At 45.4% G+C, this 22960-nt stretch carries 23 protein-coding genes; 20 read left to right on the top strand and 3 right to left on the bottom strand.

All coding sequences use genetic code 11. The features are described from left to right. Window positions 1-70: 70 nt before the first annotated feature. Genes J2Z65_RS28595 through J2Z65_RS28575 form a run of 5 tightly spaced genes read left to right on the top strand, consistent with a single transcriptional unit; the run spans window position 71 to window position 5341 of the window. On the top strand, window positions 71-838 hold the full coding sequence (locus J2Z65_RS28595) for an SDR family NAD(P)-dependent oxidoreductase (protein ID WP_167066772.1): 768 nt from the start codon (window positions 71-73) through the stop codon (window positions 836-838). Window positions 839-862: 24 nt separating this feature from the next. Beyond that, window positions 863-1834, top strand: coding sequence for a sugar phosphate isomerase/epimerase family protein (locus J2Z65_RS28590; RefSeq protein WP_167066769.1), 972 nt, complete (start codon window positions 863-865; stop codon window positions 1832-1834). Between the two features lie 26 nt (window positions 1835-1860). Continuing rightward, a complete protein-coding gene (locus J2Z65_RS28585; RefSeq protein ID WP_167066766.1) occupies window positions 1861-2646 on the top strand; it encodes an SDR family NAD(P)-dependent oxidoreductase in 786 nt (261 codons plus the stop codon). A 25-nt stretch (window positions 2647-2671) separates the two neighbouring features. Next, window positions 2672-4672 carry a YjhG/YagF family D-xylonate dehydratase gene (locus J2Z65_RS28580; RefSeq protein WP_167066763.1) on the top strand — a complete coding sequence of 667 codons (2001 nt, stop codon included), beginning with the start codon at window positions 2672-2674 and terminating at the stop codon, window positions 4670-4672. 60 nt (window positions 4673-4732) lie between these two features. Further along, the gene (locus J2Z65_RS28575; protein WP_167066760.1) at window positions 4733-5341 is read left to right on the top strand and encodes a fumarylacetoacetate hydrolase family protein; all 609 of its coding nucleotides are present in this window, start codon (window positions 4733-4735) and stop codon (window positions 5339-5341) included. Here the strand turns inward: J2Z65_RS28575 and J2Z65_RS28570 are convergent. Further along, entirely contained in the window at window positions 5336-6925 is a 1590-nt protein-coding gene (locus J2Z65_RS28570) for a PucR family transcriptional regulator (protein ID WP_167066757.1), read from the bottom strand. The two genes, J2Z65_RS28575 and J2Z65_RS28570, sit on opposite strands and share 6 nt — an antisense overlap. A 273-nt stretch (window positions 6926-7198) precedes the next feature. Here J2Z65_RS28570 and J2Z65_RS28565 point away from each other — a divergent pair, with 273 nt between their 5' ends. The 7 genes from J2Z65_RS28565 to J2Z65_RS28535 all read left to right on the top strand — a co-directional run bounded on the left by J2Z65_RS28565 (window position 7199) and on the right by J2Z65_RS28535 (window position 12902). Continuing rightward, complete coding sequence (locus J2Z65_RS28565; protein ID WP_167066754.1) at window positions 7199-8080, top strand: substrate-binding periplasmic protein; 882 nt, start codon at window positions 7199-7201, stop codon at window positions 8078-8080. A 31-nt stretch (window positions 8081-8111) separates the two neighbouring features. Continuing rightward, window positions 8112-8762, top strand: coding sequence for an amino acid ABC transporter permease (locus J2Z65_RS28560; RefSeq protein ID WP_167066752.1), 651 nt, complete (start codon window positions 8112-8114; stop codon window positions 8760-8762). Between the two features lie 12 nt (window positions 8763-8774). Further along, on the top strand, window positions 8775-9554 hold the full coding sequence (locus J2Z65_RS28555; protein ID WP_167066750.1) for an amino acid ABC transporter ATP-binding protein: 780 nt from the start codon (window positions 8775-8777) through the stop codon (window positions 9552-9554). A 1-nt stretch (window position 9555) separates the two neighbouring features. Then, on the top strand, window positions 9556-10458 hold the full coding sequence (locus J2Z65_RS28550) for a nitrilase-related carbon-nitrogen hydrolase (protein WP_167066747.1): 903 nt from the start codon (window positions 9556-9558) through the stop codon (window positions 10456-10458). Window positions 10459-10470: 12 nt separating this feature from the next. Further along, window positions 10471-11244, top strand: coding sequence for a sulfite exporter TauE/SafE family protein (locus J2Z65_RS28545; protein WP_167066744.1), 774 nt, complete (start codon window positions 10471-10473; stop codon window positions 11242-11244). Window positions 11245-11261: 17 nt separating this feature from the next. Next, entirely contained in the window at window positions 11262-11735 is a 474-nt protein-coding gene (locus J2Z65_RS28540; protein ID WP_167066741.1) for a YhcH/YjgK/YiaL family protein, read from the top strand. A 96-nt stretch (window positions 11736-11831) separates the two neighbouring features. Next, entirely contained in the window at window positions 11832-12902 is a 1071-nt protein-coding gene (locus J2Z65_RS28535) for a YheC/YheD family protein (RefSeq protein WP_167066738.1), read from the top strand. A gap of 29 nt (window positions 12903-12931) precedes the next feature. Here the strand turns inward: J2Z65_RS28535 and J2Z65_RS28530 are convergent, their stop codons facing one another. Together J2Z65_RS28530 and J2Z65_RS28525 are read right to left on the bottom strand one after the other, a co-directional pair. Further along, window positions 12932-14305 (bottom strand): HAMP domain-containing sensor histidine kinase, encoded by a 1374-nt coding sequence (locus J2Z65_RS28530; RefSeq protein ID WP_167066735.1) that lies wholly within the window; start codon window positions 14303-14305, stop codon window positions 12932-12934. Then, window positions 14295-15008: a response regulator transcription factor gene (locus J2Z65_RS28525; protein WP_167066733.1), complete on the bottom strand. Its 714-nt coding sequence runs from the start codon at window positions 15006-15008 to the stop codon at window positions 14295-14297. Before J2Z65_RS28525 ends, J2Z65_RS28530 begins: the two co-directional genes overlap by 11 nt. A gap of 262 nt (window positions 15009-15270) precedes the next feature. On the opposite strand from J2Z65_RS28525, the gene J2Z65_RS28520 reads away from it, so the two are divergent. The 8 genes from J2Z65_RS28520 (at window position 15271) to J2Z65_RS28485 (ending at window position 22933) form a co-directional block, all read left to right on the top strand. Continuing rightward, window positions 15271-15945, top strand: coding sequence for a response regulator transcription factor (locus J2Z65_RS28520; protein ID WP_167066730.1), 675 nt, complete (start codon window positions 15271-15273; stop codon window positions 15943-15945). Then, complete coding sequence (locus tag J2Z65_RS28515) at window positions 15942-17360, top strand: HAMP domain-containing sensor histidine kinase (protein WP_167066727.1); 1419 nt, start codon at window positions 15942-15944, stop codon at window positions 17358-17360. The genes J2Z65_RS28520 and J2Z65_RS28515 overlap by 4 nt, the downstream gene beginning before the upstream one ends. Before the next feature lie 93 nt (window positions 17361-17453). Continuing rightward, the gene (locus tag J2Z65_RS28510; RefSeq protein ID WP_167066724.1) at window positions 17454-18068 is read left to right on the top strand and encodes an undecaprenyl-diphosphatase; all 615 of its coding nucleotides are present in this window, start codon (window positions 17454-17456) and stop codon (window positions 18066-18068) included. Between the two features lie 207 nt (window positions 18069-18275). After that, on the top strand, window positions 18276-19199 hold the full coding sequence (locus J2Z65_RS28505) for a hypothetical protein (RefSeq protein WP_167066721.1): 924 nt from the start codon (window positions 18276-18278) through the stop codon (window positions 19197-19199). Between the two features lie 77 nt (window positions 19200-19276). Then, window positions 19277-20014 carry an ABC transporter ATP-binding protein gene (locus J2Z65_RS28500; RefSeq protein WP_167066718.1) on the top strand — a complete coding sequence of 246 codons (738 nt, stop codon included), beginning with the start codon at window positions 19277-19279 and terminating at the stop codon, window positions 20012-20014. Continuing rightward, window positions 20007-20753 carry an ABC transporter permease subunit gene (locus J2Z65_RS28495; RefSeq protein ID WP_167066715.1) on the top strand — a complete coding sequence of 249 codons (747 nt, stop codon included), beginning with the start codon at window positions 20007-20009 and terminating at the stop codon, window positions 20751-20753. The genes J2Z65_RS28500 and J2Z65_RS28495 overlap by 8 nt, the downstream gene beginning before the upstream one ends. A gap of 18 nt (window positions 20754-20771) precedes the next feature. After that, a complete protein-coding gene (locus J2Z65_RS28490; protein WP_209856194.1) occupies window positions 20772-22250 on the top strand; it encodes a sensor histidine kinase in 1479 nt (492 codons plus the stop codon). Next, on the top strand, window positions 22247-22933 hold the full coding sequence (locus J2Z65_RS28485) for a response regulator transcription factor (protein ID WP_167066711.1): 687 nt from the start codon (window positions 22247-22249) through the stop codon (window positions 22931-22933). Before J2Z65_RS28490 ends, J2Z65_RS28485 begins: the two co-directional genes overlap by 4 nt. Window positions 22934-22960: the final 27 nt, after the last annotated feature.

Genomic DNA, 22960 nt, shown 5'->3' with positions numbered 1-22960 from the left:
TCCATTCAGACCCACTCACAGCGTGATTATAATTAAGGACGATAAGAAATATGTATGTGAGGGGATGTACATGTCTATGAGTGATTTCAAGCTGGATGGGAAGGTTGCGCTCATTACTGGCGGCTGCCAGGGACTTGGTCTGGAGTTTTCACGCGCGTTAGCAAATGCGGGAGCAAGTGTTGTTGTAACGAGCCGGGATGAACGCAAAGCGCAAGCGGCGGCGGAAGTGATCCGCCAAGAAACAGGCGGGGATACGCTCGGGCTCGCAGCCGATGTAACGGACTTTCGTCAGATTCAAGCAGTGGTGGATAAAACTGTCGGCACATTTGACCGCTTGGATATTTTGATTAATAATGCCGGAGTCAATGTGCGCAAGCCGATTCTCGACTATGACGAACAAAGCTGGGATCTTGTTCAGACGACAAATTTGAAAGCGCCTTTTTTGTGCGCCAAAGCTGTCGTTCCGCAAATGATCAAACAAAAATTCGGAAGAATTATTAATATTGCCTCCATGCTGGGTACGGTGGCGCTCCCTGAGAGGTCCGCTTATTGCTCCAGTAAAGGCGGGTTGATCCAACTGACCAAGGTCATGGCGCTGGAGTGGGCTGAGCATAACATAACAGCTAACGCCGTTTGCCCGGGTCCTTTCGCTACGGACATCAACCAAGCCGTCATCAACAATCCGGAAGCGAATCAATTCTTCCTGAATCACCTGCCGATCAAGCGTTGGGGGAAGCCTGAGGAGCTTACTGGGCTAATGATATATCTTGCCTCCGATCTGTCCAATTTCATGACGGGCTCAGCAATTGTAATTGATGGCGGTTGGACGTCTGAATAAGGATCAATTAGGAGGCATATGCATATGAGATTCGGACTTACGGCTTATGGAACTGTCTTTGCGATGGGAATTCACCCGTCAGCTAACCGGAAATGCATTACGGCGAAAGAACTTCTGCAGATGGCCGAGACTTACGGGCTTCAGGGCAGCGAGATCCCGTTCGATATTCTAAAAAGCAGCGATACCGACGAGGTGGCTGATTATGCGCGAGGCAAAGGGCTGTTCATAAACGTTGCCGCTGGAGGGTTCGACCCCGATCAATTGAAGGAAGTGCTACAGTTGGCTGACCGAGTTGGTGCCCTTACAGTAAGAACAGTTGTAGGCGGAGCGAAGTTCGGCGGTGACCGCAGGCATATGGTGGGATCATGGAAACCTTTCTTGCAATCCATCCTCCGTTCTTTCCAAGAAGTGATGGATTCGGCAAACCCAGCTGGCGCTAATTTAGCGGTGGAGAACCACCAGGACTTAGCTTCTGAAGAGCTGCTATGGCTATGTGAAAGCATTGGCTCTGAGAAATTTGGAATTACTCTCGATACCGGTAATCCGCTGGCGACAGCCGAAGAGCCGGTTGAATTCTTTCACCGGGTAGCCCCTTATGTGAAAAATGTCCATCTCAAAGAATACGCCATTTATTCGTCGGAAGAAGGATACCGGTTAGTACGTAAGCCGCTTGGACAAGGGGTTATCAACTTTTCCGAATTGCTGCGAATCTTTAACGAAATCAATCCGCAGGTTACAATGTCGATCGAACACGGTGCCTTGGAAGCGAGGCATGTGCGTGTGCTGCAGGAAGATTTTTGGACCGAATACCCGGAACGTTCGGCCCAGCAGCTTACTCGTCTTTTGCGGTTTGTCGAGGACCATGCGAGAAACAAAGGTGATTGGCGAACACCATTGGAAAAGGGAGCGTCCTCTGATGACATCGCTGCTTACGAGTTAGAAGAATTGAATTCTGGCTTGGCTTATTTATCAAGCATTATCCAGCGCTATGCGTAACTCACTAATCCCATGAGGTGATCAGGATGACGACGATTGATCTGAAAGGTAAAAATGCTCTTGTAACCGGTTCCAGCAGAGGGCTTGGGAAGCAGTATGCCGTTGATTTGGCGCGGGCGGGCGCGAATGTCATTATTCACGATGTGAATGAAGAAGCAGCGGCACGCTTTAACGAGGCGCCATCCGGCAGTTCAGTAGCGCGGGAAATCGCTTCTAAGTATGGCGTGAAAGCCCATTTCATTGCGGCGGAGTTATCCGATGCGGAGCAAGTCAAAGCGCTCATTGAACAATCCATAGCAGCGCTCGGTTCGATTGATATTTTAGTGAACAATGCCGGGGGAGACATCGGCTTGCAAACACCGCGTCCGGATCCAAACGATGCGTTGGATATTTCTGTCGAGGATATCCGTTCCGTAGTGGATCGTAACTTGCTGTCAACCATGTACGCCTGTAAATTTGCCGGCAACCATATGCGTGAGCGCCGCACCGGTAAAATTGTGAACGTTGGCTCAATTGCCGGACATATCCCCGTTCGCGAGGGAATTATTTATGCAGCGGCCAAAATGGGCGTTTCACAATATACACGCAGTTTAGCTGAGCAACTACGGCCGTTTGACGTGAACGTCAACTGTATCTCTCCGGCGCCGACCTACACGGCTCGTTTCCTGGCGACGCGTACGGTGACAGAGCAAGATGATCGTTCGCGCTTGCAGAAAGTGGCGCAGCCTGAGGATATGTCGGGGATCGTTATGTTTTTATGCGGTCCGCAATCCGATGCGCTAACGGGCGAGACGATCGTTTGTTGGAAATAACAGGACGAGCGAGGGGAAGTCAGCGATGAGCGATGCATTGACATATATAATGGGTCAGGACGAGAAGGAAAACTACCGTTTGCAAACCCAAGCAGAAGGTCCTCAGGGTTCTCTGCCGCTGACGAGCGATATGCTACTCAACTGGCCGAGCGGGGATTTGTTCGGCTTGAGCCAGAACGTAGGCATGGGCTGGAAGCCGGATCGTTTGAATGGGAAGCAAGTGCTTATTCTCAGCACACAAGGCGGGTTACGTGCAGAAGACGGAACGCCCATCGCCCTTGGCTATCATACTGGCCACTGGGAAGTCGGCCTCCTCACGAAAGAGGCGGCGATGGAGGTCACCGAGCTGGGCGGGATACCGTTCGCAGGCTATGTGAGCGATCCTTGCGACGGCCGTTCGCAAGGTACTACGGGGATGTTCGATTCGCTGCCGTATCGCAACGATGCTGCTATCGTGTATCGGCGGCTCGTGCGATCCCTGCCGACTCGCAGCGGTGTGATCGGCATCGCGACTTGCGACAAGGGGCTTCCTGCTACAATGATCGCGCTTGCTGGTATTCATGATTTGCCGGGTATTATCGTTCCCGGCGGCGTGACCCTGCCCCCGACGAACGGTGAAGATGCCGCCAAAATTCAGACGATTGGCGCCCGCTACGCGCAAGGACAAATTTCGCTGCAGGAGGCGGCGGATATGGGCTGCCGTACCTGTGCGACTCCCGGCGGCGGCTGTCAGTTCCTCGGAACGGCGGCGACCGCGCAGGTCGTAGCAGAGGCGCTCGGCATGTCTTTGCCGCATTCCGCGCTTGCGCCGTCCGGGCAGGCGCTGTGGCGCAATATCGCCAGGCAGTCGGCGAGAGCCATCTATTGGATGCAAGCGAAAGCTATCCGCATGAGCCATATCCTGACCGATGCCGCGATTCAAAATGCAATGGTCGTTCATGCTGCTTTCGGCGGATCGACCAACTTGCTGCTTCATATTCCCGCTGTTGCTCATGCGGCGAAATGCCGCATCCCGGACGTGGCCGACTGGAACCGGATCAACAAAAGTGTGCCGCGCCTCGTCAGCGTGTTGCCGAACGGTCCGGAGTATCATCCCACGGTCCGCGTATTTATGGCCGGGGGCGTGCCGGAAGTAATGCTACACTTACGGAAGCTGGGGCTGCTAGATGAATCAGTCAAAACGGTGACAGGTGAAAACCTCGGCGCCGTTTTGGATTGGTGGGAATCCTCAGAGCGCCGTCATCAGATCCGCCGACATTTGAAGGAAACGGACGGTATTGACGCAGATGATATTATTATGAGTCCTGCCAAATCCAAAAGTCGTGGACTCACGTCGACAGTGACATTTCCAATAGGAAATATTGCACCGGAAGGTTCCGTCATTAAATCGACCGCTATTGACCCTGAAGTTGTCGGAGAAGACGGCGTATACCGCCACACTGGTCGTGCAAAAGTATTTACGACTGAACAATCGGCCGTTAAAGCGATTAAAGACGGCAGCATCGTCGAAGGCGACATTATGGTGCTAATCGGCAGAGGCCCATCCGGCACGGGCATGGAAGAGACGTACCAGCTTACTTCTTCATTAAAGCATCTGCCCTTCGGCAAATACGTCATCTTGCTGACCGATGCCCGGTTTTCTGGTGTATCGACAGGGGCTTGTATCGGCCATGTGGGTCCTGAGGCGCTTGCCGGCGGACCGATCGGAAAACTGCGTAACGGGGATTTGCTGGAAGTGAACATCGATATTACTCAACTGGAAGGAACCATCCATTTTATCGGCCAAGAAGATGAGAGATTTAGTCCTGAAGAGGGTGCCGTAATACTGGCCGCTCGTCCTTCTCATCCTGAACTTATGCCTGACCCTAAGCTGCCGGACGATACTCGTCTATGGGCCGCTCTGCAGGCTGCAAGCGGGGGAACATGGCGAGGAAGCATCTATGATGTGGATCGCATCATTGAAGTGCTGAACGCCGGACATACGTATTTGGAGATACTCGAACGTGAGCAAATGGATAGCCAATGACGAAGCATACCTTTATACTAGGATGATCATGTGTCGTAGTAAGGGGGTAATCTCATCCATATGTATTCGTACTTTAAGCAAACTCGCAAAATCATTGGCGTAGGACCGAACTTTAAGGCCTTTCGCGAACAAAAAGGTATTACCCATGAAGAGGATCCCTTTCTGTTTATTAAGTCTCCGCAAAGCCTAACGGCGGAAACGGATATCTATTTGCCCGGCCTGCTCTCCGAATTCATCTGTGAGGTGGAGATGGCTGTTATTATTGGTCAAGAGGCCAGAAACATAGCGGAAGAGGATGTGCCATCCATTGTCGCCGGTTTTGCGATTGCAAATGATATTACCGCGAGCGCACATTTTGATACAGGAAGATTTAAGCTGTTCGACCAGATGACACCGATTGGCGATATGGTATCCGATGTCGATCCTTACAATGTAGATCTTGAAATGTGGGTTAACGGGAAGTTGGTTCAAAAGGACAATACAGCGAATTTGCTATTCTCCGCAAACTGGTTAATCTCGCATATTTCGCGTATGGCAACGTTATGTAAAGGCGATATCATTCTAACAGGGACACCGGCAAATCCGCTATCTTGTCAGATTGGTGATGTGATCGAGATGAAAAGTCCTCAGTTAGGAAACCATCAGTTTACGATTCACAGGGAACTATGAACCCATCATAGTTCCTTTTTTTATGGAATAAGCGAACACCTTCACAGCCATTTGCAGCTGAAAACGCACATCCGGATCCTTCAAATCAATCCCCAATAAGCTTTGAACCCGTTCTAAACGATACACAATGGAGTTATAGTGGCAAAATGACGCCTTCGCTGTTTCTTTAATGTTTCCCCCGAATTGCAAGTAGGTTATTAAGGTTTCAACAAGTTTGGCATTATTTTCTTTATCATATGTATAGAGGGGCTGAATGTATTGAAATAACTGCTTTTTGATTGATTCTTGATCGGAAAGCACATGCACAATTGGATACATACCTAGTTGCTCATAGTAACAAAGTGTTTCACCGGGCTGAATGAAATCCCAAAGTTCTAGTGCTGTTACAGTTTCTTTATATCCCTCGTGCATATCTGAAATATCTTTCATGCTGCTGATACCAAGGCGGATGCTCGTCTGCTTCAAGCATTTATGCAGCTCGGACAGGAGCTTAACGTAGAGGTCTTTCTGACTAGTTAGCGTCTTCGGCATGAGGAAAACCCATTCATTCCCCATGGAAAGCAAGATAATGCCTTGGATGACGCAATATGCTTTGATGTTCATTAGTTCTCGTGTTGAAAAGGGTGGAAGCGGAGAGGTAAGACAAACACTGTAACTGGATTGCAGTTGAAGCCCGCATGAGGCCGCTTGGAGCGCTATCGTCTGTGGATCGTTGATTTCGCCAAGGATCCAGGTTTTGAGAAAGAGATCTTTCTGATTATCTTCTAAACTGCGCAGCGAATGTTGTTTGCTTAGATGCAGGGTAAGTAAGTTGACTGTGTGCTGAAAAAGAAGCTGCAGCGATTCCAATTCTGATTGAACGCACCCCCAGCATACAAAGTAGGCCATGGTTTCGTTGTTTTTCTCAATCGGCAAATAGATTTTGGTTGTGTCATCGCCAATCCAATAACAAGGAAACGCTGTGGCGTTTGAATTTTGTGCAACAGGTCGGAGGTCTCTAGCTTCCGGCCATTCTTTCGTAAACGTGCTATCGGTGGTATACACATCAGATTGAAAAGTGATTAAGGCAGCGTGTAGACCGGTGCTTTTGGCAAAGGTTTCAAGAAAGGTTTTGCTGTTTTCCCCCATAATTAACGTGCTGGTTAAGAGTTGGATCTTGTGATGCTGTTCCATAAGCCAATTTGCTCTCTGGTTGAGAATTTCCTCGAGCACTTCCGATATGGTCTGGGAATATCCGATTTGATAGGCCAACTCCAATATAGGCAGCTCATATGAATTAGAAAGTGCAATCATTTCCTTTGGGACGGTTTCGAGATAACGCTTGGTCTTGATACCTATTGCTGCTATTCCTGTTTCTGCAAGTTTGGGAATCAGCTCATTCTGTGCATTTGGGTTATCTTTAATCGAGTAAGCGGTTGTTAGAAGCAGGTCGCCGTGTCGTACCCAATTGAAAACATCGGGCACTTCCATCACATTCACGTTCGTAATACGACGGTTTAAACCGTTGGTACCGCTAATGATGGGGTCTTCTCCGAATAAAAAAGGCTTATGTGCGATTAATTCGCTCACGCTGATTCCATTCATGTTCATAACCTCCTCGATTATATTGTTAATAAACCTAACATATAAATGGCGGTGATGAAAGAAAAATTTTGGCGATATTTACTAAATATTTTGCCCTTATATAGAGGTGAAACCTAATGAGGCGTTGAATATTACCGCAATATAGTGAATGTGTTTGTGAAAGAATCACAAATAGATTGAGGTAGATTTGTGAAGAAACTCTAATGTAAATTGGATTTTTGTGATATATAATCTAACATATCAAGACAACATACATTACGGGGGTTGAGGAGAATGAAAAGAGTTAAATGGATGAGTATGGGTTTGGTCATTACGTCGCTTTTCTTAGTTGCAGCTTGCGGTACCAAAGCAACGACGACAGGTACATCCGCAAAGCCTTCCGAGCAGCAGGCAGCAGGAACAGCATCACCCGCAATAGCAGCAACAAATGCACCTGTAACTTCACAAACCGTTCAACAGATTAAAAAGAATGGCAAACTTGTTATTGGAACAAGCGGCAACTTCCGCCCTATGACCTTCATGAATGAGCAAAGTCAACTTACAGGTCTGGATATTGATATCGGCACGATGATTGCGGAGAAGCTTGGAGTAAAAGTTGAATTCGTACCGGGAAATATCGCAGGACTGATTCCGGGTCTGGTTGCCGGGAAATTCGATCTTGTCATGTCCGCACTTTCCGAAACGGATGAGAGAAAGAAGAGTATTGATTTCTCAATCCCTTATGGCAAAGATGGTACGGTTGCAGTCACTTTAAAGGATAGTACGAAGGTAGAGGACGTAACGAAGCTAAACGGCCTGATCACCGGCGTCATTGGCGGCTCGGCGACACATACCGTCATTAAGGAATTCGGAGGATTCAAGGAGCTTAAGGAATACCCGGGAAATGCGGAGGCATTTACAGATCTTAAAGCGGGCCGAATTGATCTTTATGCGGTAGGCAATATTGCTGCAAATGATTACATCAAAAATGATAAGAGCGAGAAGCCGCTTAAATTGGTTGGGAAAGTTGCGGCCGTGAAAAATATGGGCGTTGGTTTACGCAAAAACGAACCTGAATTAAAAGCAATCATCGATGGCCTTATTGAAGAGAAGATGAAGGACGGGACGATTGATAAGCTCGCTACCAAATGGGTAGGTGCGCCACTTCCGAAGTAACCTAAAAATAAGCAGAAAATGAGTGATTGGCATGGACTGGGACATCGTATCCAATTATATGCCCCTCTATCTTGAGGGGGCGCTGACGACTTTTAAAATTTCCATACTAGCCATCTTGTGCGCAACGGTACTTGGCTACTTTATTGCTTTGATGAGGCTATCCAGCATCAGCGTGCTTCGCGGCATTGCCTTCGTTTATGTGTGGGTGTTCCGTGGAACCCCCTTAATGTTAACCCTGTTCTGGCTGTATTATGCAACGCCGTTCGGTCTCAAGCTTCCTGCGTTTATCGCAGGACTTGCGGCCATGTCGATCAATTCGGCATCTTTTAAGTCGGAAATTATTCGTGCAGGCTTAATGTCCGTGGATCGCGGTCAGTTGGAGGCGGCGGATTCAATCGGGATGAATCCTTTTCAGAAGATGATTCGCATTACCATTCCGCAAGCAGTCAGGTTGTTGACACCGCCTTATATTAACAATTGTGTCATTATGCTGAAGGAGTCAGCGATTGTTTCAATCATTACCGTGCCGGATTTAATGCTGGGTGCACAACGAGCTTACAACAGTACGTACAGTGTCGTGGAGACGCTTGGAGTGGCGGGCGCCATTTACTTAACCATGACCAGTTCCATCATGCTGCTGCAGTACTTTATCGAAAAAAAACTGCGAATTGCTAAGAGGTAGGGGGCGTGCGACTTGATTCATATTCGGGGACTTAATAAAGTGTTTCATCAAAAAAAGGTGCTGGATCAAATCAATCTCGAAATTCACGAGGGTGAAGTTGTTTCGATTATAGGTCCGAGCGGTGCCGGCAAAAGCACCTTGCTCCGCTGTATGAACCTGCTTGAGATTCCAACCTCGGGAGAGATTTACGTCGATAAGCGAAAAGCGGAATATAAGACAAACTCACGCGGCCGCTTAACACTGCAATCCTATATGAAATTGACCTGGCTTCGCTCTGAAGTCAGTATGGTTTTTCAACAATTTAACTTGTGGCCCAACAAAACCGTGCTCGATAACGTAACCGAAGGACCGCGCATTGTGAAAAAAGTCCCTCGCAAAGAGGCGGAAGCAAAAGCGATAAAACTGCTGGAAAAGGTTGGCTTACAAGAGAAAATCAATGAATATCCCGCCAATTTATCGGGGGGTCAGCAGCAGCGCGTGGCGATAGCAAGAGCTTTGGCGATGGAGCCAAAGGTTATTTTGTTCGATGAACCAACGTCTGCACTAGACCCTGAATTGGTCCACGAGGTGCTCGATATTATGGTTCAACTCGCTAAAGAGGGAATGACGATGGTCGTTGTTACACATGAGATGAATTTTGCCCGCAACGTATCCGATCGCGTTCTATTTATGGAAGAGGGTCAAATCACGATTAGCGGCAAACCAGACGAAGTCTTTCATATGAAAAATACTCGCATGAATCAATTCATGCGCAATCTCACCCATGAGGTCGAACTGAGAGGAGTTAATTAAGATGAAAGTTGCCAGCAGCCAGTTTCGGGCCAAAAAGCTAAAATCAATGAAAGACTTTGAGGATCATGTCCGGTGGCATGTGGAAACTGCTGCTGCACAAGGGGCGGAGCTGCTCTTACTACCAGAGTTTTTTGCTATAGAGCTGCTCACTTTGCACCATTTTAAAAGTAAAAGCACGGAAGATGTTACGAAAGTATTTGAGTGGTTTGGCAAAGAGTATACGGCAGCTATTAAGCAATTATGCGCTAACCTAGCCAAGGAGTATCAGATGACGCTTGCTGCTGGGACGCATTTCGCCTACCAGCCGGATCGCAACTGCTATTATAATACAGCTTATGTTTTTACGGCTAACGGTGCTGTATACGAACAGAATAAGATACATCCTTCCTATGAAATGGTGTATAACAAAGAATTGACCACGCCCGGCGACAAGCTGGAAGTTTTCGAGATAAATGGCGTGACCTATGGCATCTCCATCTGCTACGATAACTCCTTTCCGGAGGTGGCCCGCATCCTTAGTCAGATGGGGGCGGATATTATCCTCGCTCCAACCTGCTGTCTTGATGAATGGGGGCAGAGCCGGAACATTCTATTCGCACAAGCGCGAGCGTCAGAGAATCAGGTATTTGTCGTAAATAGCCACATGATCGGATCTATTCCTTTTCCAACTCATATTCCATATGGATTTACTTTCACAGGCAAGAGTGGTATCTACTCACCGATTCAACCGATGATTGGCACCCCTAATGCGATAGTTAGCCAGGGAGTAGCGAATGTGGAAATGGTCGTGGTCGGTGATATCAATCTGGACTACTTGAAATTCATTCGAGAAAATGGGCATAATCGGAATCGGACAGATATGCGGCCTTCTTTCTATCAACAATATACGTATCAAACAACCTGAATGAGAAAGTAGATGGCGAATGTGGAAATATTAGCGACCATGCTTCTGATGGGTATGATCTTAGGATTTGCCGGGACGGGAGGTTCAGGTTTTATCATTGGTATTCTGCTTGCGGTTTTTCATATTCCTGTTCATACGGCGCTTGGAACCTCGATAGCGGCGATGGTATTTACGACCTTATCGGGTTCGGTCAGTCATTTTCGAGAAGGGAATGCGCGATTACGATCAGGCCTAATTATTGGTACCTTCGGTGCGGGTGGCGCGTATGCCGGAACTTTCGTGGCTCGAATGATTGCGGCAGAGCAGCTCATTTGGCTTACCAGCGGCATGCTGTTCATCTCGGGGCTTCTTATTTGGCTTCGTACGAGCAAGGTGTTCGCTGCAAAGGAACAAGCGCTTGCAGAGGAGTCTGCAGAAATAAAGAAAGTTAGGTTCTGGGTGTTAGCTGCGGTGACCGGTCTTGTTACCGGATCTCTCTCCGGGGTTTTTGGGATTGGCTCTACCCCGTTTATCCAGCTGGCTTTGCTCATTTTATTCGGATTCCCGCTGAAGCAAGCGGTGGGAACGACGATGGTCGTTATTTTACCTATTGCCTTGTTCGGTTCGATTGGATTTTTCCAAGCTGGATTTCTGGATTTTGTTTTACTCACTCAGGTCGTTGCCGGTACAATGATCGGTTCTTATATTGGCGCTAAATTTACGAAAAGAGCTCCGAAGCTGCTTCTCCGCACTGCGATGATCATGACGCCTATTGCAGGCTCATTGTTGATGTTAGTAAACACATAGCATAGGGGGGGGCACATGTGATCGTTGGAGATTTTCACAAGTGGCCGGAGGAAAGATGGTTATTTTCCGAGCGGCTTGCCCAGCACTTGGACTACCTGTATGCATGTTCGTTTGAAGCGATAGAGGATGGGGTATATCCCGTTGGAGAGGACGGCACCTATCTCGTTGTGAAAAGGACAGCCACGATGCCATTCGCGGAAGCTCTTCCGGAACGGCATCAGCGATATTTGGACATCCACTATATTGTTGCCGGATCGGAGACCTTCGGTTTTGCTCGTGATCATGAGAAGAATCAACCGGTTGAAGTGATTCCCGCAATGGACGACCATATCTTTTTTCATACTGTCGAGCATGAAATGGCGCTGAAGCTTTATCCGGGGCAGTATGTAATCTTCTTGCCATCCGATATTCATAGACCTTGGTGCAAGAGCGATGAGACGGATTTTGTCAGAAAGGCTTTGCTCAAGGTACCTATCGGATACCTTTTATGATAACATTCTCATTTGAATCAGTAGGCAGCGACCGTGTTGGATAAAGCTAACAGGACATCTACTATATCATACTCAATATAAAATGGTGGTGTATTCATGAACATGAGTCATACTGATACTGTCGGTGTCCTACTGGATCAAAAAACATTTAAGGGAATACCTAGCAACAGAACCGGCAATGAACGTCTTTCCCTTTATAATAAGGCAGCGAAGCAGTTGAAACTCAAACTCTTTTATATGTCACTTCCTCATATCGGGAAAAAATCAGCTCTTGGTTTTGTTTTCGCTAAAAATATGTACAGACTCAAGCGCCAGCCCATTCCTAATGTTATGCATAATCGAGCGATCACGTTATCTCCCAATCTAAAACGAAAACTCAAACAATTATCCCAATCCAGTACCGTATTCAACCGGCAGAATCGGTATGACAAGTACCGGATTTACAAGCTGATCTATCAGAATGCCAACTTGCGCCAATACCTTCCCATTTCAATGAAATATTCAAAAGAGCAATTGCTATTGGCGATGAATAAATATTCTTCCCTTTTCATAAAACCAACTAACAATAGTGTAGGTAATGGCATATTGAAGCTATCCAAGCATGAGAGCGGCAAATGGTTGTTATATTGGAAAAAAGGGAATCCGAAGCTTTTAACCGGGAACAAAGCCGTTATTATTATTGCGAGGCATGTCGGGACTCAAACCTATATGATTCAAGAAGCGATTCCACTAGCCACTTACAATGGCAGACCTTATGATTTGCGTGTATCGGTTCAACGCGGAGAAACCGGGAGATGGCAGGTAACCGGAATGATTGGCAAAGTTGCTGCATCGGGTAGACATGTGACCAACGTGGCCAAGGGTGGGAAAGTAAAGCGTACCGAAGAATTATTTAAACTCAACGGATTAGATCCTGAACGTATGAAAGAGGCCATCCGCGAGGCAGCATTATCGATAATGCATGATTTGAGCGGTAAATTGCCTAATTTGGCAGATGTCGGACTGGATATAGGGATTGATCATCAAGGCCGCATCAAATTCATTGAGATGAATGGACGAGACCAGCGCTATACGTTCAAAAAGGCGAAGATGAATAAGACATTCTACCGAACATATGAAACGCCGCTGCAGTATGCTAAATATCTGCTGAATCAATCTAGCAGCTGATAGAGTACCACACTAAGCCTTCTATTTCTTTATGAAGAAATAGGGGGCTTATTACGGTTAATGGGGAGAGTAATAATAACTTCTGTTCCTTTTTGGAGTTCACTGCGGATTTCAATTGTCCCTTGGTGCTGGTCGATGAGACGTTTAGCAATAGACAATCCTAAACCGGAACCGCCCGTTTGCCTGTTTCTGGAACGGTCGACCCGATAGAATCGTTCGAAAACGAAAGGCAGTTCTTCTGCAGGAATACCGATTCCATCATCAATCATTCGAAGGCATACGGACGATTCTTTCCGGGTGAGATGGATTTCAATATGCTGTTTACTGTATTTCATGGCATTATCCAAAATAATCAGGATCACTTGCTTCACTTTCAGTTTGTCTGCTTCTATGATCAGGTTGTATTCGGAGGGGATGAACCTTGTTTCTTTCGTAGATAGAGGTTGCAGCAGATGAATGCTTTCTTTACAAAGCGCTACGAGATCAAACTGGCTAAGGGTCAGCTGCCCCTCATGTTCGAGGTCAGCGAGTTCTAACAATTGATAAGTAACATGCTTCATTCGAAGGCATTCCTCATGTATTGCGGTTAAGGCTTCCTTATGGAGGTCAATGTCCTCGAATCCCCATCTGCGAATTAATGACGTATACCCTTCGAGAATGGTGAGGGAGGTTTTGAATTCGTGTGAGGCGTCCGAAATAAACTGCCTCTGTTTCTTCATGCTTGTCTCAACACGTTCCATTAAGTGGTTAAATGTTTCGGATAATTGGTAGAGTTCATCCTTCGATTTGCGATCTAGCGGCAGTTTTTTGATTTGGAGATTCGTTTGGATATCCTTCAACGTTTGAACCATGCGGGAAAGAGGCATGAAAATCATTTTGGACAATAAAAAGCTTGCAGATATAGAGACCAAGATAGTCGCTAGTGTAACGAAGGACATAATGCTGACTAGGCGGTATAAGCTTTCCTTTAATTCATTAGCTTCAGAAACGATTTCCAAAGTACCGACAATATCCGCTCCTTGGCGGATCGGCGTTCGGACGATCATAATAGTTTCGTCATTCAACTCTTGAGAATAAGCTTCCGTTGTTTCAGTATACTTGGGAGGAACGCCAACATATTCGAACGTATGGGAAGCTAGGTTGATAACCGTCGAAGAGGGATCGAGTGTCCGGATCATCGTGTGATCAGGGAGGTACATTTTCAGAATACGGGTATTCCCTTCTTGCAGCAATTCAGCAGGACTACTACTTTGGAGGATGACCTGGGCTGCATTTTCCAAAGTTGCCATCTCTTCATCCTTCTCCAGCCTGGCATAAAGCACGTAGATAAAGAAGGTGAGAGGCAGCAGAATACAGATTAGCCACACAAAGGATAATAAGGAGGCTTTCGTTTTAATTTTCAACTCCGCTAACCTCCAAGCAGTATCCAATACCCCGAATGGTTTTAATTACAGGATACGGAGCCAGTAGTTTCCTACGCACGTATCTGATATAGACATCGACCAAATTGGAATTCCCAAAGAAATCATATCCCCAAACATCATTCATGATTTGTTCGCGGCTAAGAACCTCATTTTTATGCTCAATCAAATAGAGGAGAAGTTCAAACTCTTTTGGCGTCAAATCGATATTTTTCCCGTACTGCATCACTTCTCTTGTTCTAAGATTTACGCTTGTATCTTGCAAAGAGTAAGTAATGACGTCTTTATTTTTTAAGTCATTTCCGGTGTCATGGGTTTGCTTGTGATGGCGAATACAAGCACGAATCCGAGCCAACAGCTCCTCTATGTGAAAGGGTTTGGTGACGTAGTCATGTCCTCCTAAGTCAAATCCATTGACAATATCCTCTGTCGTCCTACATGCGGTTACTACGATAATGGGAGTTACTTTATTCGTCGCGCGAAATGTTTTAATCAATTCAAAACCATTCTGAACAGGTAGTAAAATATCAAGCAGGATGAGATCCCACAAGCCTTGCAATGCTTTCTGCAGCCCTTCAGAACCATCCAAAGCTAACTCGACGGTATAACCGGCATGCGTAAGCTCTAATTGCAGCAGCCTCGCTATTTTCTCCTCATCCTCAATGACCAGTATTTTATTTGACATCCGTAACACCCTTTTCTAGTGGATAAAGGTAACGTGCCCTCATACATCTTATGCGTGCAAAAAGTTGATTGTTCTTCGCACGGTCTAAGTCAACAGATGAACGTAACATGCCAGGCTGCCAGGCCCAGTTTTCGGGGGCTTTTCGAATAGAAAGTTACCTACATCTTCAAACTAGATGGTAATCGTGTTTCGGATTATTTTTCATTTTATTCTCATCTAGATGATTTATAATTAGAAAATTAATAATGCAAGGGAGATGCCAATGAAACGGGTATTGCTCATTGAAGACGAAAAGAACATGGTTCGGTTTATTCAACTGGAACTGGAGCATGAATCTTTTGAAGTGCAGGCCGCGTACGATGGGAAAACCGGGCTAGAAATGGCCCTCCAAGATAACTGGGACTTAATCTTGCTGGATGTGATGCTGCCGGGGCTAAACGGAATTGAGGTCTGCCGGCGCATTCGCGCTGCCAAGAAGACTCCGATTCTGATGCTGACAGCCAGAGACAGCGTCGTTGATCGTGTCTCAGGACTAGATAGCGGAGCCGATGATTATATGCCCAAGCCATTTGCCATTGAGGAATTATTGGCGCGGGTAAGAGCAATTTTCCGGCGTTTGGAATTGGAAGGTAATGCCCCTCATTCGATGCTCTCTTTTCAAGATGTTAAGGTCGATATGGATGCTCGTATTGTTTATAAGGATAAGCAGGTCGTTGAACTAACGAAACGTGAGTTCGATCTTTTAGTGATGTTTATGAAAAACATTAACCTTGTGCTGACGCGCGATATGCTATTGGATCATGTCTGGGGGTATGATTCTTTGGTAGAGACGAACGTTGTCGATGTGTATGTCAGATATCTACGGAATAAGTTAGATCAAGCTGGCGAGAATAGCCTAATTCAAACGGTTCGGGGAATTGGATACGTGATGCGATGATGGAACGATTATTACGCTACATGCGGCAACTCCCCATCAAATGGAAGCTCGCACTAGGAGCAACCGCTCTCATTTTCCTTCTATTTGCAACGTATAACTTTGCCCAGTATCTTGTTCTCAAGCAGTGGATGATGAACCAGGAGCGGGACAACATTCAAGTTAGTATGGCGCAGATTCAAGATTATTTTCAGGAAAAATATCATACGGAGGATGCTCTTCAGATAACGGAAAGCCGTGCCTACCTCGAGAAAATGATTGGAAAAAATCAATTGGTGCGCATAGTTGGCAAAGAGGGAGAGCCACTTCTGACGGTTACCAATCATTTTGATGAAAATTGGGTTACACCGAAGTCAATAACGGAGCCAGAGCTGTTCGATACGACTCATAACGAAGATCATATTCTGATCTATCGAAGTCCAATCCAAACCGCAAATTTCGCTGGAACTATAGAGCTAGCAAGTAATCTCGAAACCTTCGATCTTTTTAGCGAGACGTTACTTTGGGTCATGCTGATTGGCGGGGTTTTGGCGATTTTTATAAGCGCCTTTAGCGGTTTAGCGATTGCGCGGCAATTAATGCATCCTATTCGAGCACTTACATCCACCATTCGAAGTGTCAAAGAGAAAGGACTCACAGAACGTGTCGGCAATATTCAAAATGGAGATGAACTATCCAGTTTAGCGCAGTTATTTAATGAATTAATGAATCAGTTAGAAATCTCTTTTCGTCAACAAAAGCAATTTGTAGAGGATGCCTCCCATGAGCTTCGTACGCCTATTACGATCTTGGAAGGCCACTTATCCCTTTTAAATCGTTGGGGGAAATCCAATCCAGAGGTCTTAGAAGAATCCTTGCAAGCTTCACTTCAAGAAATAAGGCGGATGAAAGGGCTTGTTCAAGAACTTCTGACACTAACGAGAGTCGAATCTCAGCTTCTAACTGAAATTAGTAAGCCAATTCCACTAGTCCCGCTTATTCATGAGACGCTTGATAGATTTGAGGCCCTCCATTCTGAATTTGAATTTCAATTGAAAACAGAGAGCATTGAAGATGTTCTTATCTCCATCAGTCCGCTGCATCTAGAGCAAATTCTCTTAATCGTTCTAGATAACGCAGTGAAGTATTCGGCTAATGACAAGAGGATTGTGATCGAGGGTTTACGGTTGAAAACTGATGTCCAAATCATAGTGCGAGATCATGGAATCGGAATTCCGGAAGCGGATTTGCCCTATGTGTTTGATCGTTTCTACCGGGTAGATAAAGCGAGAAATCGTGAGATCGCAGGAACGGGACTTGGATTATCGATTGCCAACCAGTCTGTACGCAACTACAGTGGCGAAATGACAATCGAAAGCGTGGAGAACGAAGGGACTAGCGTAAGCATTAAACTGCCTATTAGCCCATCTGTTCACTAGAATAGGTTTTCTCATTTTCTTCTCATCTTCATCAGGTAAATTCATAGTAAATGCCGTCGCTACGGTATTCATTATAAGTAGAGGATGATGAAAATGGACTTTTCACAGGTGGATTATCATTGGTTTCAACTCATTAATCAATTAGGAACTACATTAACGGCGCTGAACCCAGTGATGCGTTTGTTCGCTTCTTATGCGGAATACGTATTTTATTTGGGGATAATCGTGTATTGGTTTACGCGGCAAGAAGTTAATCGCCGAATGGTGGGTGAAGCCATTATAGCCGCATGTGTGGCGTTAGGTTTCAGTGGTCTGCTTTCGCACTTCTTCTATCGGGATCGGCCGTTTGTCACACACCAAGTTATTCAACTGATTGCGCATCCGGCGAATGCTTCCTTTCCAAGTGATCATGCGATCGGAGCTTTCGTAATCGCTACATCCATCTGGTTATACAGAAGAAAAGATGGAAGGCTCTGGCTTGCACTGGCAGCATGTATTGCTTTCTCAAGAATTTGGACAGGGGTTCATTATCCCTCTGACGTCCTGGCAGGAGCATTCATCGGAATGGCTGCCGCGGTTCTCGTACAGCAATTATTTAAGCGCTCGTCGTTGGCACTGAAATGGTTCATGCAAGTCATTCAGTGGTACGAAGCTGTGGAGTCCAAAATCTGGCGCAAGCAAGAGACGCCATCTTCCGCAATCAAATGAGGCTTCCAACATATGAGGTAGATGAATCCGTTTGAATTTTGAACGGATTTTTCTTTTTGCGGACAGAGAGTTAAGAAAGATTTAAGAAATGGTTCACAAGCGTTTCATTTTTATTGACTATGATGAGGTTGAAAGCCCAGCTTTCAAAGAGGAGAGACTTTGAGCTCCGCTCAAAGATCCCTAAATTAGCTATATTAGGAGGAAATCATGAAAAAGAAATGGTTGATGTTAGGTAGCGCTGTTGGAGTGAGCAGTATAGTTATGGTGACAACCGGGTTTAGTGCATTGGCGAGTACATCGGGATATGACGCATATAAATCCGCGCTTAAGAACACCAAAACGGTTCAAAATGTAGCCGTACAAGCGGCTGCAGCCTTGCAAGATAATGGCAGCGTGCTTGTAAGTGCAAACGGAAATTTCAAGATGAGCCTTGATACGAAAACGGCAAGTGGAAATGCGGATGTTGCGGCGAATGGTACTTCACAGTCACTCAGTGTCTATAAGCAAAATGATCAAACCGTACTTAAATCAAGCGCAAGCGATGTGTATTTTGTGAAACAAGAAGGTGCCAAGAAGCATAAAGCCGAGAAAAAGCTGAATGAGACAGAAATTCCTCAGCAAGTTGAAACGGTTATTGATGCTTTAGTTGGTAACTTGAAGGACTTCGTAGCCGTTGATACGAAAGATGACGGATCGAAAGAAATTGCGATTCAACTGGATAACGCACAGATTCCTGCGGTTGTTAATGCTATAGCGCCAATTGCGATTAAACAAGCAACGAAGGAAGAGAACGATGGCGAGAAGAATGATGATGCAGCAAACCCAAATAAGCTGCCATTCAAAGAAGATTTCCTGAAAAATGCAGCTCCACAGTTGACGCAAGATATCAAAATCGAAAAAGTATCCATGAAGGCAACGGTAAATGCTAATAATTATATCTCTCATCAAGAAGCGGATTTAACGGTCTCTGGTAAAGATGACAGTGGAACTGTACATCAAGTAAACCTTCACCTTCAGGCAGATCTATCCGGTTTTAACAGCACATCGCCTGACACCATTGATCTTGCGGGCAAAACCGTACAGACATTGAAGAATGATCACCATGGAAGACAACAAGACGATAACGAATAATCGACTGTAAGGAAATAGCAGATAGGCGTCTCGGTCTTAGCTTATCTGCTATATCTCTTATGAAAAGAGGAATCTGAATGAACACCATATTAGAAACGCTTCATTTGAGCAAAGTGTATGGCAACGACAGGGGAATTCGCGATATTAGTCTGCAGTTACATGAAGGTGACGTGTATGGTTTACTAGGTCCAAATGGCGCTGGTAAGACCACATTTCTTAAGCTCATTACCGGATTAATACGTCCTGATCAAGGAACAATTTCTTTGTTTAATGCCAACCTGGCCGAACAATTCGAACAAGGGATGGAGCATGTTGGCAGCATGATTGAATCGGCTGATTTTCATGAGTTTCTTACCCCTTGGCAGTACTTGAAGCTTGTCGCTCGGTTCTATCCCGCAGTCACACCAAAGCGGATGGAAGAAGTCCTGGATCTTGTAGGCTTGCTCAAAGTTCGTAAAGAGAAAACAAAGGGTTTTTCTACGGGGATGAAACAGAAGCTCGCGCTTGCGGCGGCTATCCTGCCGGAACCGAAGTTTGTCATCTTGGATGAGCCTACGAATGGCTTAGATATCGAAGGAACGGTCATGTTTCGGAAGTTAATTAAACAGCTATCCGAAGAGAAAGGGACGTCATTTTTAATTTCAAGCCATATGATTCATGAGCTGGAGCAGCTGTGTAATCGGGTAGGTATCGTCGTAGATGGACATTTAAAAAAAGAGGGCTATGTATCCGAACTGCTGAAAAGCAATCAATCCTTAGAGCAGTTTTATATAGATGAGCTTCAGCTTTCCAAGGGGGATAAAGATTGTGCATAGATGGCGCGCTGCTTACTTCAATGAGCTTCATTTGCTGTTGTACCGGAAAAAAGTAGTTATGTTTGCTATCTTTTCAGCGATACTTCCAGTCTTGCTGGCCATCTCACTGGGCGCACTACAGCCCATCCTAGGACTTATGGCCGTAAGCCAATCCTTTCCGATCATGATGTTAACCATTTATACAAGTATTTGGATTCCGCTTATTATCTTAACGATTACCGGCGATTTGTTTCCGGGTGAAGTGGCGTCGAGAACGTTGAAACTTGCTTTGCTGCGTCCGAACTCACGTTTTCAAGTATTTGGCACGAAAGTTGCTGCCCTAGCCACAGGGATTGCCGGCATCCTGCTTCTGCTTGGAATCATTACCTTTATTTGCAACCTTTTTGCAGGAACAGCTGCAAATGTTATTGAATCCTTTCACATGGTGAAAGCTTATGTTGCTGCTTTTGTATCGATGATTGCTTTGTCAGCTTTGTTCGTCTTTGTCTCTCAGTTTTTCAAAAGTGCGAGCAGCTTCATGGTTTTTTCGCTCGTATTATACGCGGCAGCCAAAGTTGCTCCGTTCCTGTTGAGCTCAATTGCTGCTTTTTCACCTGCTTCTTACACGGATTGGCATATGCTTTGGCTTAGTCAAACCGTTTCGGCGGGCAAGCTCATGACAACTTCCTTGTTCCTCATTTCCAGTTGTATGTTGTTTTTGGCACTTGGTTACTATAAATTTGATAGAAAAGAAGTATAAAAAACGGGGAATCAACTCATGTCCATTCGTCTTAAATTATTGCTTTCCTACGCGGCCATGCTCCTAATTCCGCTCGTCATGATGATGATTACGGCTGTGCTATTAGTCGTTGTTTTTCGCGGCGACTTCCAAAGCATCCGAGATCAATTGCATACAGGTGTTGGGCTATTTGAGAATCAGAATGTGGAACATACGATGAAGGAAATGAAGCGAACCTCAGAGAAAAATCCGTCGATCCTAGTAGAGTCAGCATATTTAGCAGATGTTGATCAAGAGCTGCAGTCCAATAATTCAAAGCTGGTTGTACGTAAAAATAATACACTTGTCTATGTTTCTCCAACCTTGCAAGGGTCAAGTGTACTTGAGCAGCTGCCTGTCTTCAAACACCCGGGACATCCGGAACGAGAAGATGCCAAGCGATTTGGGAAAGAATTATTGGAAATTAACTCTTTCGATTTTTATGATTCCGAACAACAACCAGGAAGTGTTTTCATTGTAACGACAGTGAATCCGATTGTTAATTTTATGCAAAAGTTTTTCCCAAGTCTTTTTATTACATTACTTATCATCCTGATTCTTACGCACACTTTACTCACTTATTTTGTTTCTAGAAACATTATTCAGCCGCTGCGGAAGTTAAAGAATGCCATGAAAAGAATTCAAGCAGGCGACCTGGAATTCCAGGTTCAGATCACAAGTAAGGATGAAATCGGTCAACTCAGCATAGCCTTTGAACAGATGCGCAAACAATTGCATGAATCCATTCAAACGCAAATTCAATATGAAGAAAATCGCAAAGAGCTGATTTCTAACATCTCTCACGACATTCGAACGCCGCTTACAGCCATTAGAGGCTATATTGATGGGTTAGGTGACGGAATTGCCGATACCGCAGATAAGAAGCGAAAATACATTGAAATCATATCGTCCAAGGCAGAAGAGATGGATCATTTAATCGATGAATTGTTTCTGTATTCAAAATTGGATTTAAAACGAGTACCTTTTAATTTTGAAGTCGTTGATTTCGCCTCATTTATAGCAGATTGGTCGGAAGAACTAGATTTTGAACTTAGCAAACAAGGCGTTCATTATAAGTCGGAAATCGCGTTACAACAGGAGATTCAGGTTTCGATTGACCGGGATAAAATGAGACGCGTTTTTTCTAATATTGTGGACAACTGCTTGAAATATATGAATAAAACAGAGAAGCAAATTACTTTGCATGCAAGATCAGCCGGAGCACAAGTCGTCATTGAGATTTCTGATAACGGTGCAGGTGTGGATGCCGAGGCGCTGCCTTATATTTTTGACCGTTTTTACCGGGCGGATCCATCCAGAAACAGTAACAACGGCGGGAGCGGTCTGGGGTTAGCCATCTCGAAACAAATGATTGAGGGTCATGGAGGTATGATATCGGCGCAAAGTGTGAAAGGCGAAGGGACTTGTATCACGATCAATTTGCCTCTCAGAAGGCACAAAGACGGTGAAACTGAATGAAAAAAATATTAATTGTCGAAGATGAACAGCTTATTGCTGAACTTGAAAGAGACTACTTGGAAGTCAGCGGTTATCAAGTAGATATCGCGACGGATGGCGAGCAGGGTTTGAAGCTGGGACTCAGCGGAGAGTATGATTTAATCATTCTGGATGTCATGCTCCCGTTAGTAAACGGTTTTGAAGTATGCAAACGAATACGCGAGAAATATCAAATCCCGATCCTGATGGTTACCGCAAAAAAAGAGGATATTGATTTGATTCGCGGCCTTGGCCTGGGGGCTGATGATTATATAACGAAGCCTTTTAAACCAGGAGAGCTTGTTGCTAGAGTCAAAGCGCATTTGGCGCGATACGAGCGTTTAATTGGAACGAAAGAAAGTAAGGAAGAAATTCGCATACACGGACTTTTAATTGATTACGGTTCTCGCCGAGTTTTCGTTCATGAGCAAGAAATTAGCCTGACCACGAAGGAATTTGATTTGCTTTATTTTTTAGCCATGAATCCGAATCGTGTGTATAGCAAGGACCACCTCTTTGAACGCATATGGGGATTAGACGCGATGGGAGATTCGCAGACTGTGACGGTCCACATCCGTAAATTAAGAGAAAAAATTGAAATGGATCCATCCAACTCTCAATTCATTGAAACTGTTTGGGGAGCCGGCTATCGGTTTCGCTTATAAATGCATGCGATGAAAGGTGGTTTCTCT

Origin of the sequence: Paenibacillus aceris, from assembly GCF_017874035.1 — a bacterium.
Classification (GTDB): Bacteria; Bacillota; Bacilli; order Paenibacillales; family NBRC-103111; genus Paenibacillus_E; species Paenibacillus_E aceris.
Note: the sequence above shows the minus strand (reverse complement) of the source record. Positions and strands in the feature narration are given on the sequence as shown.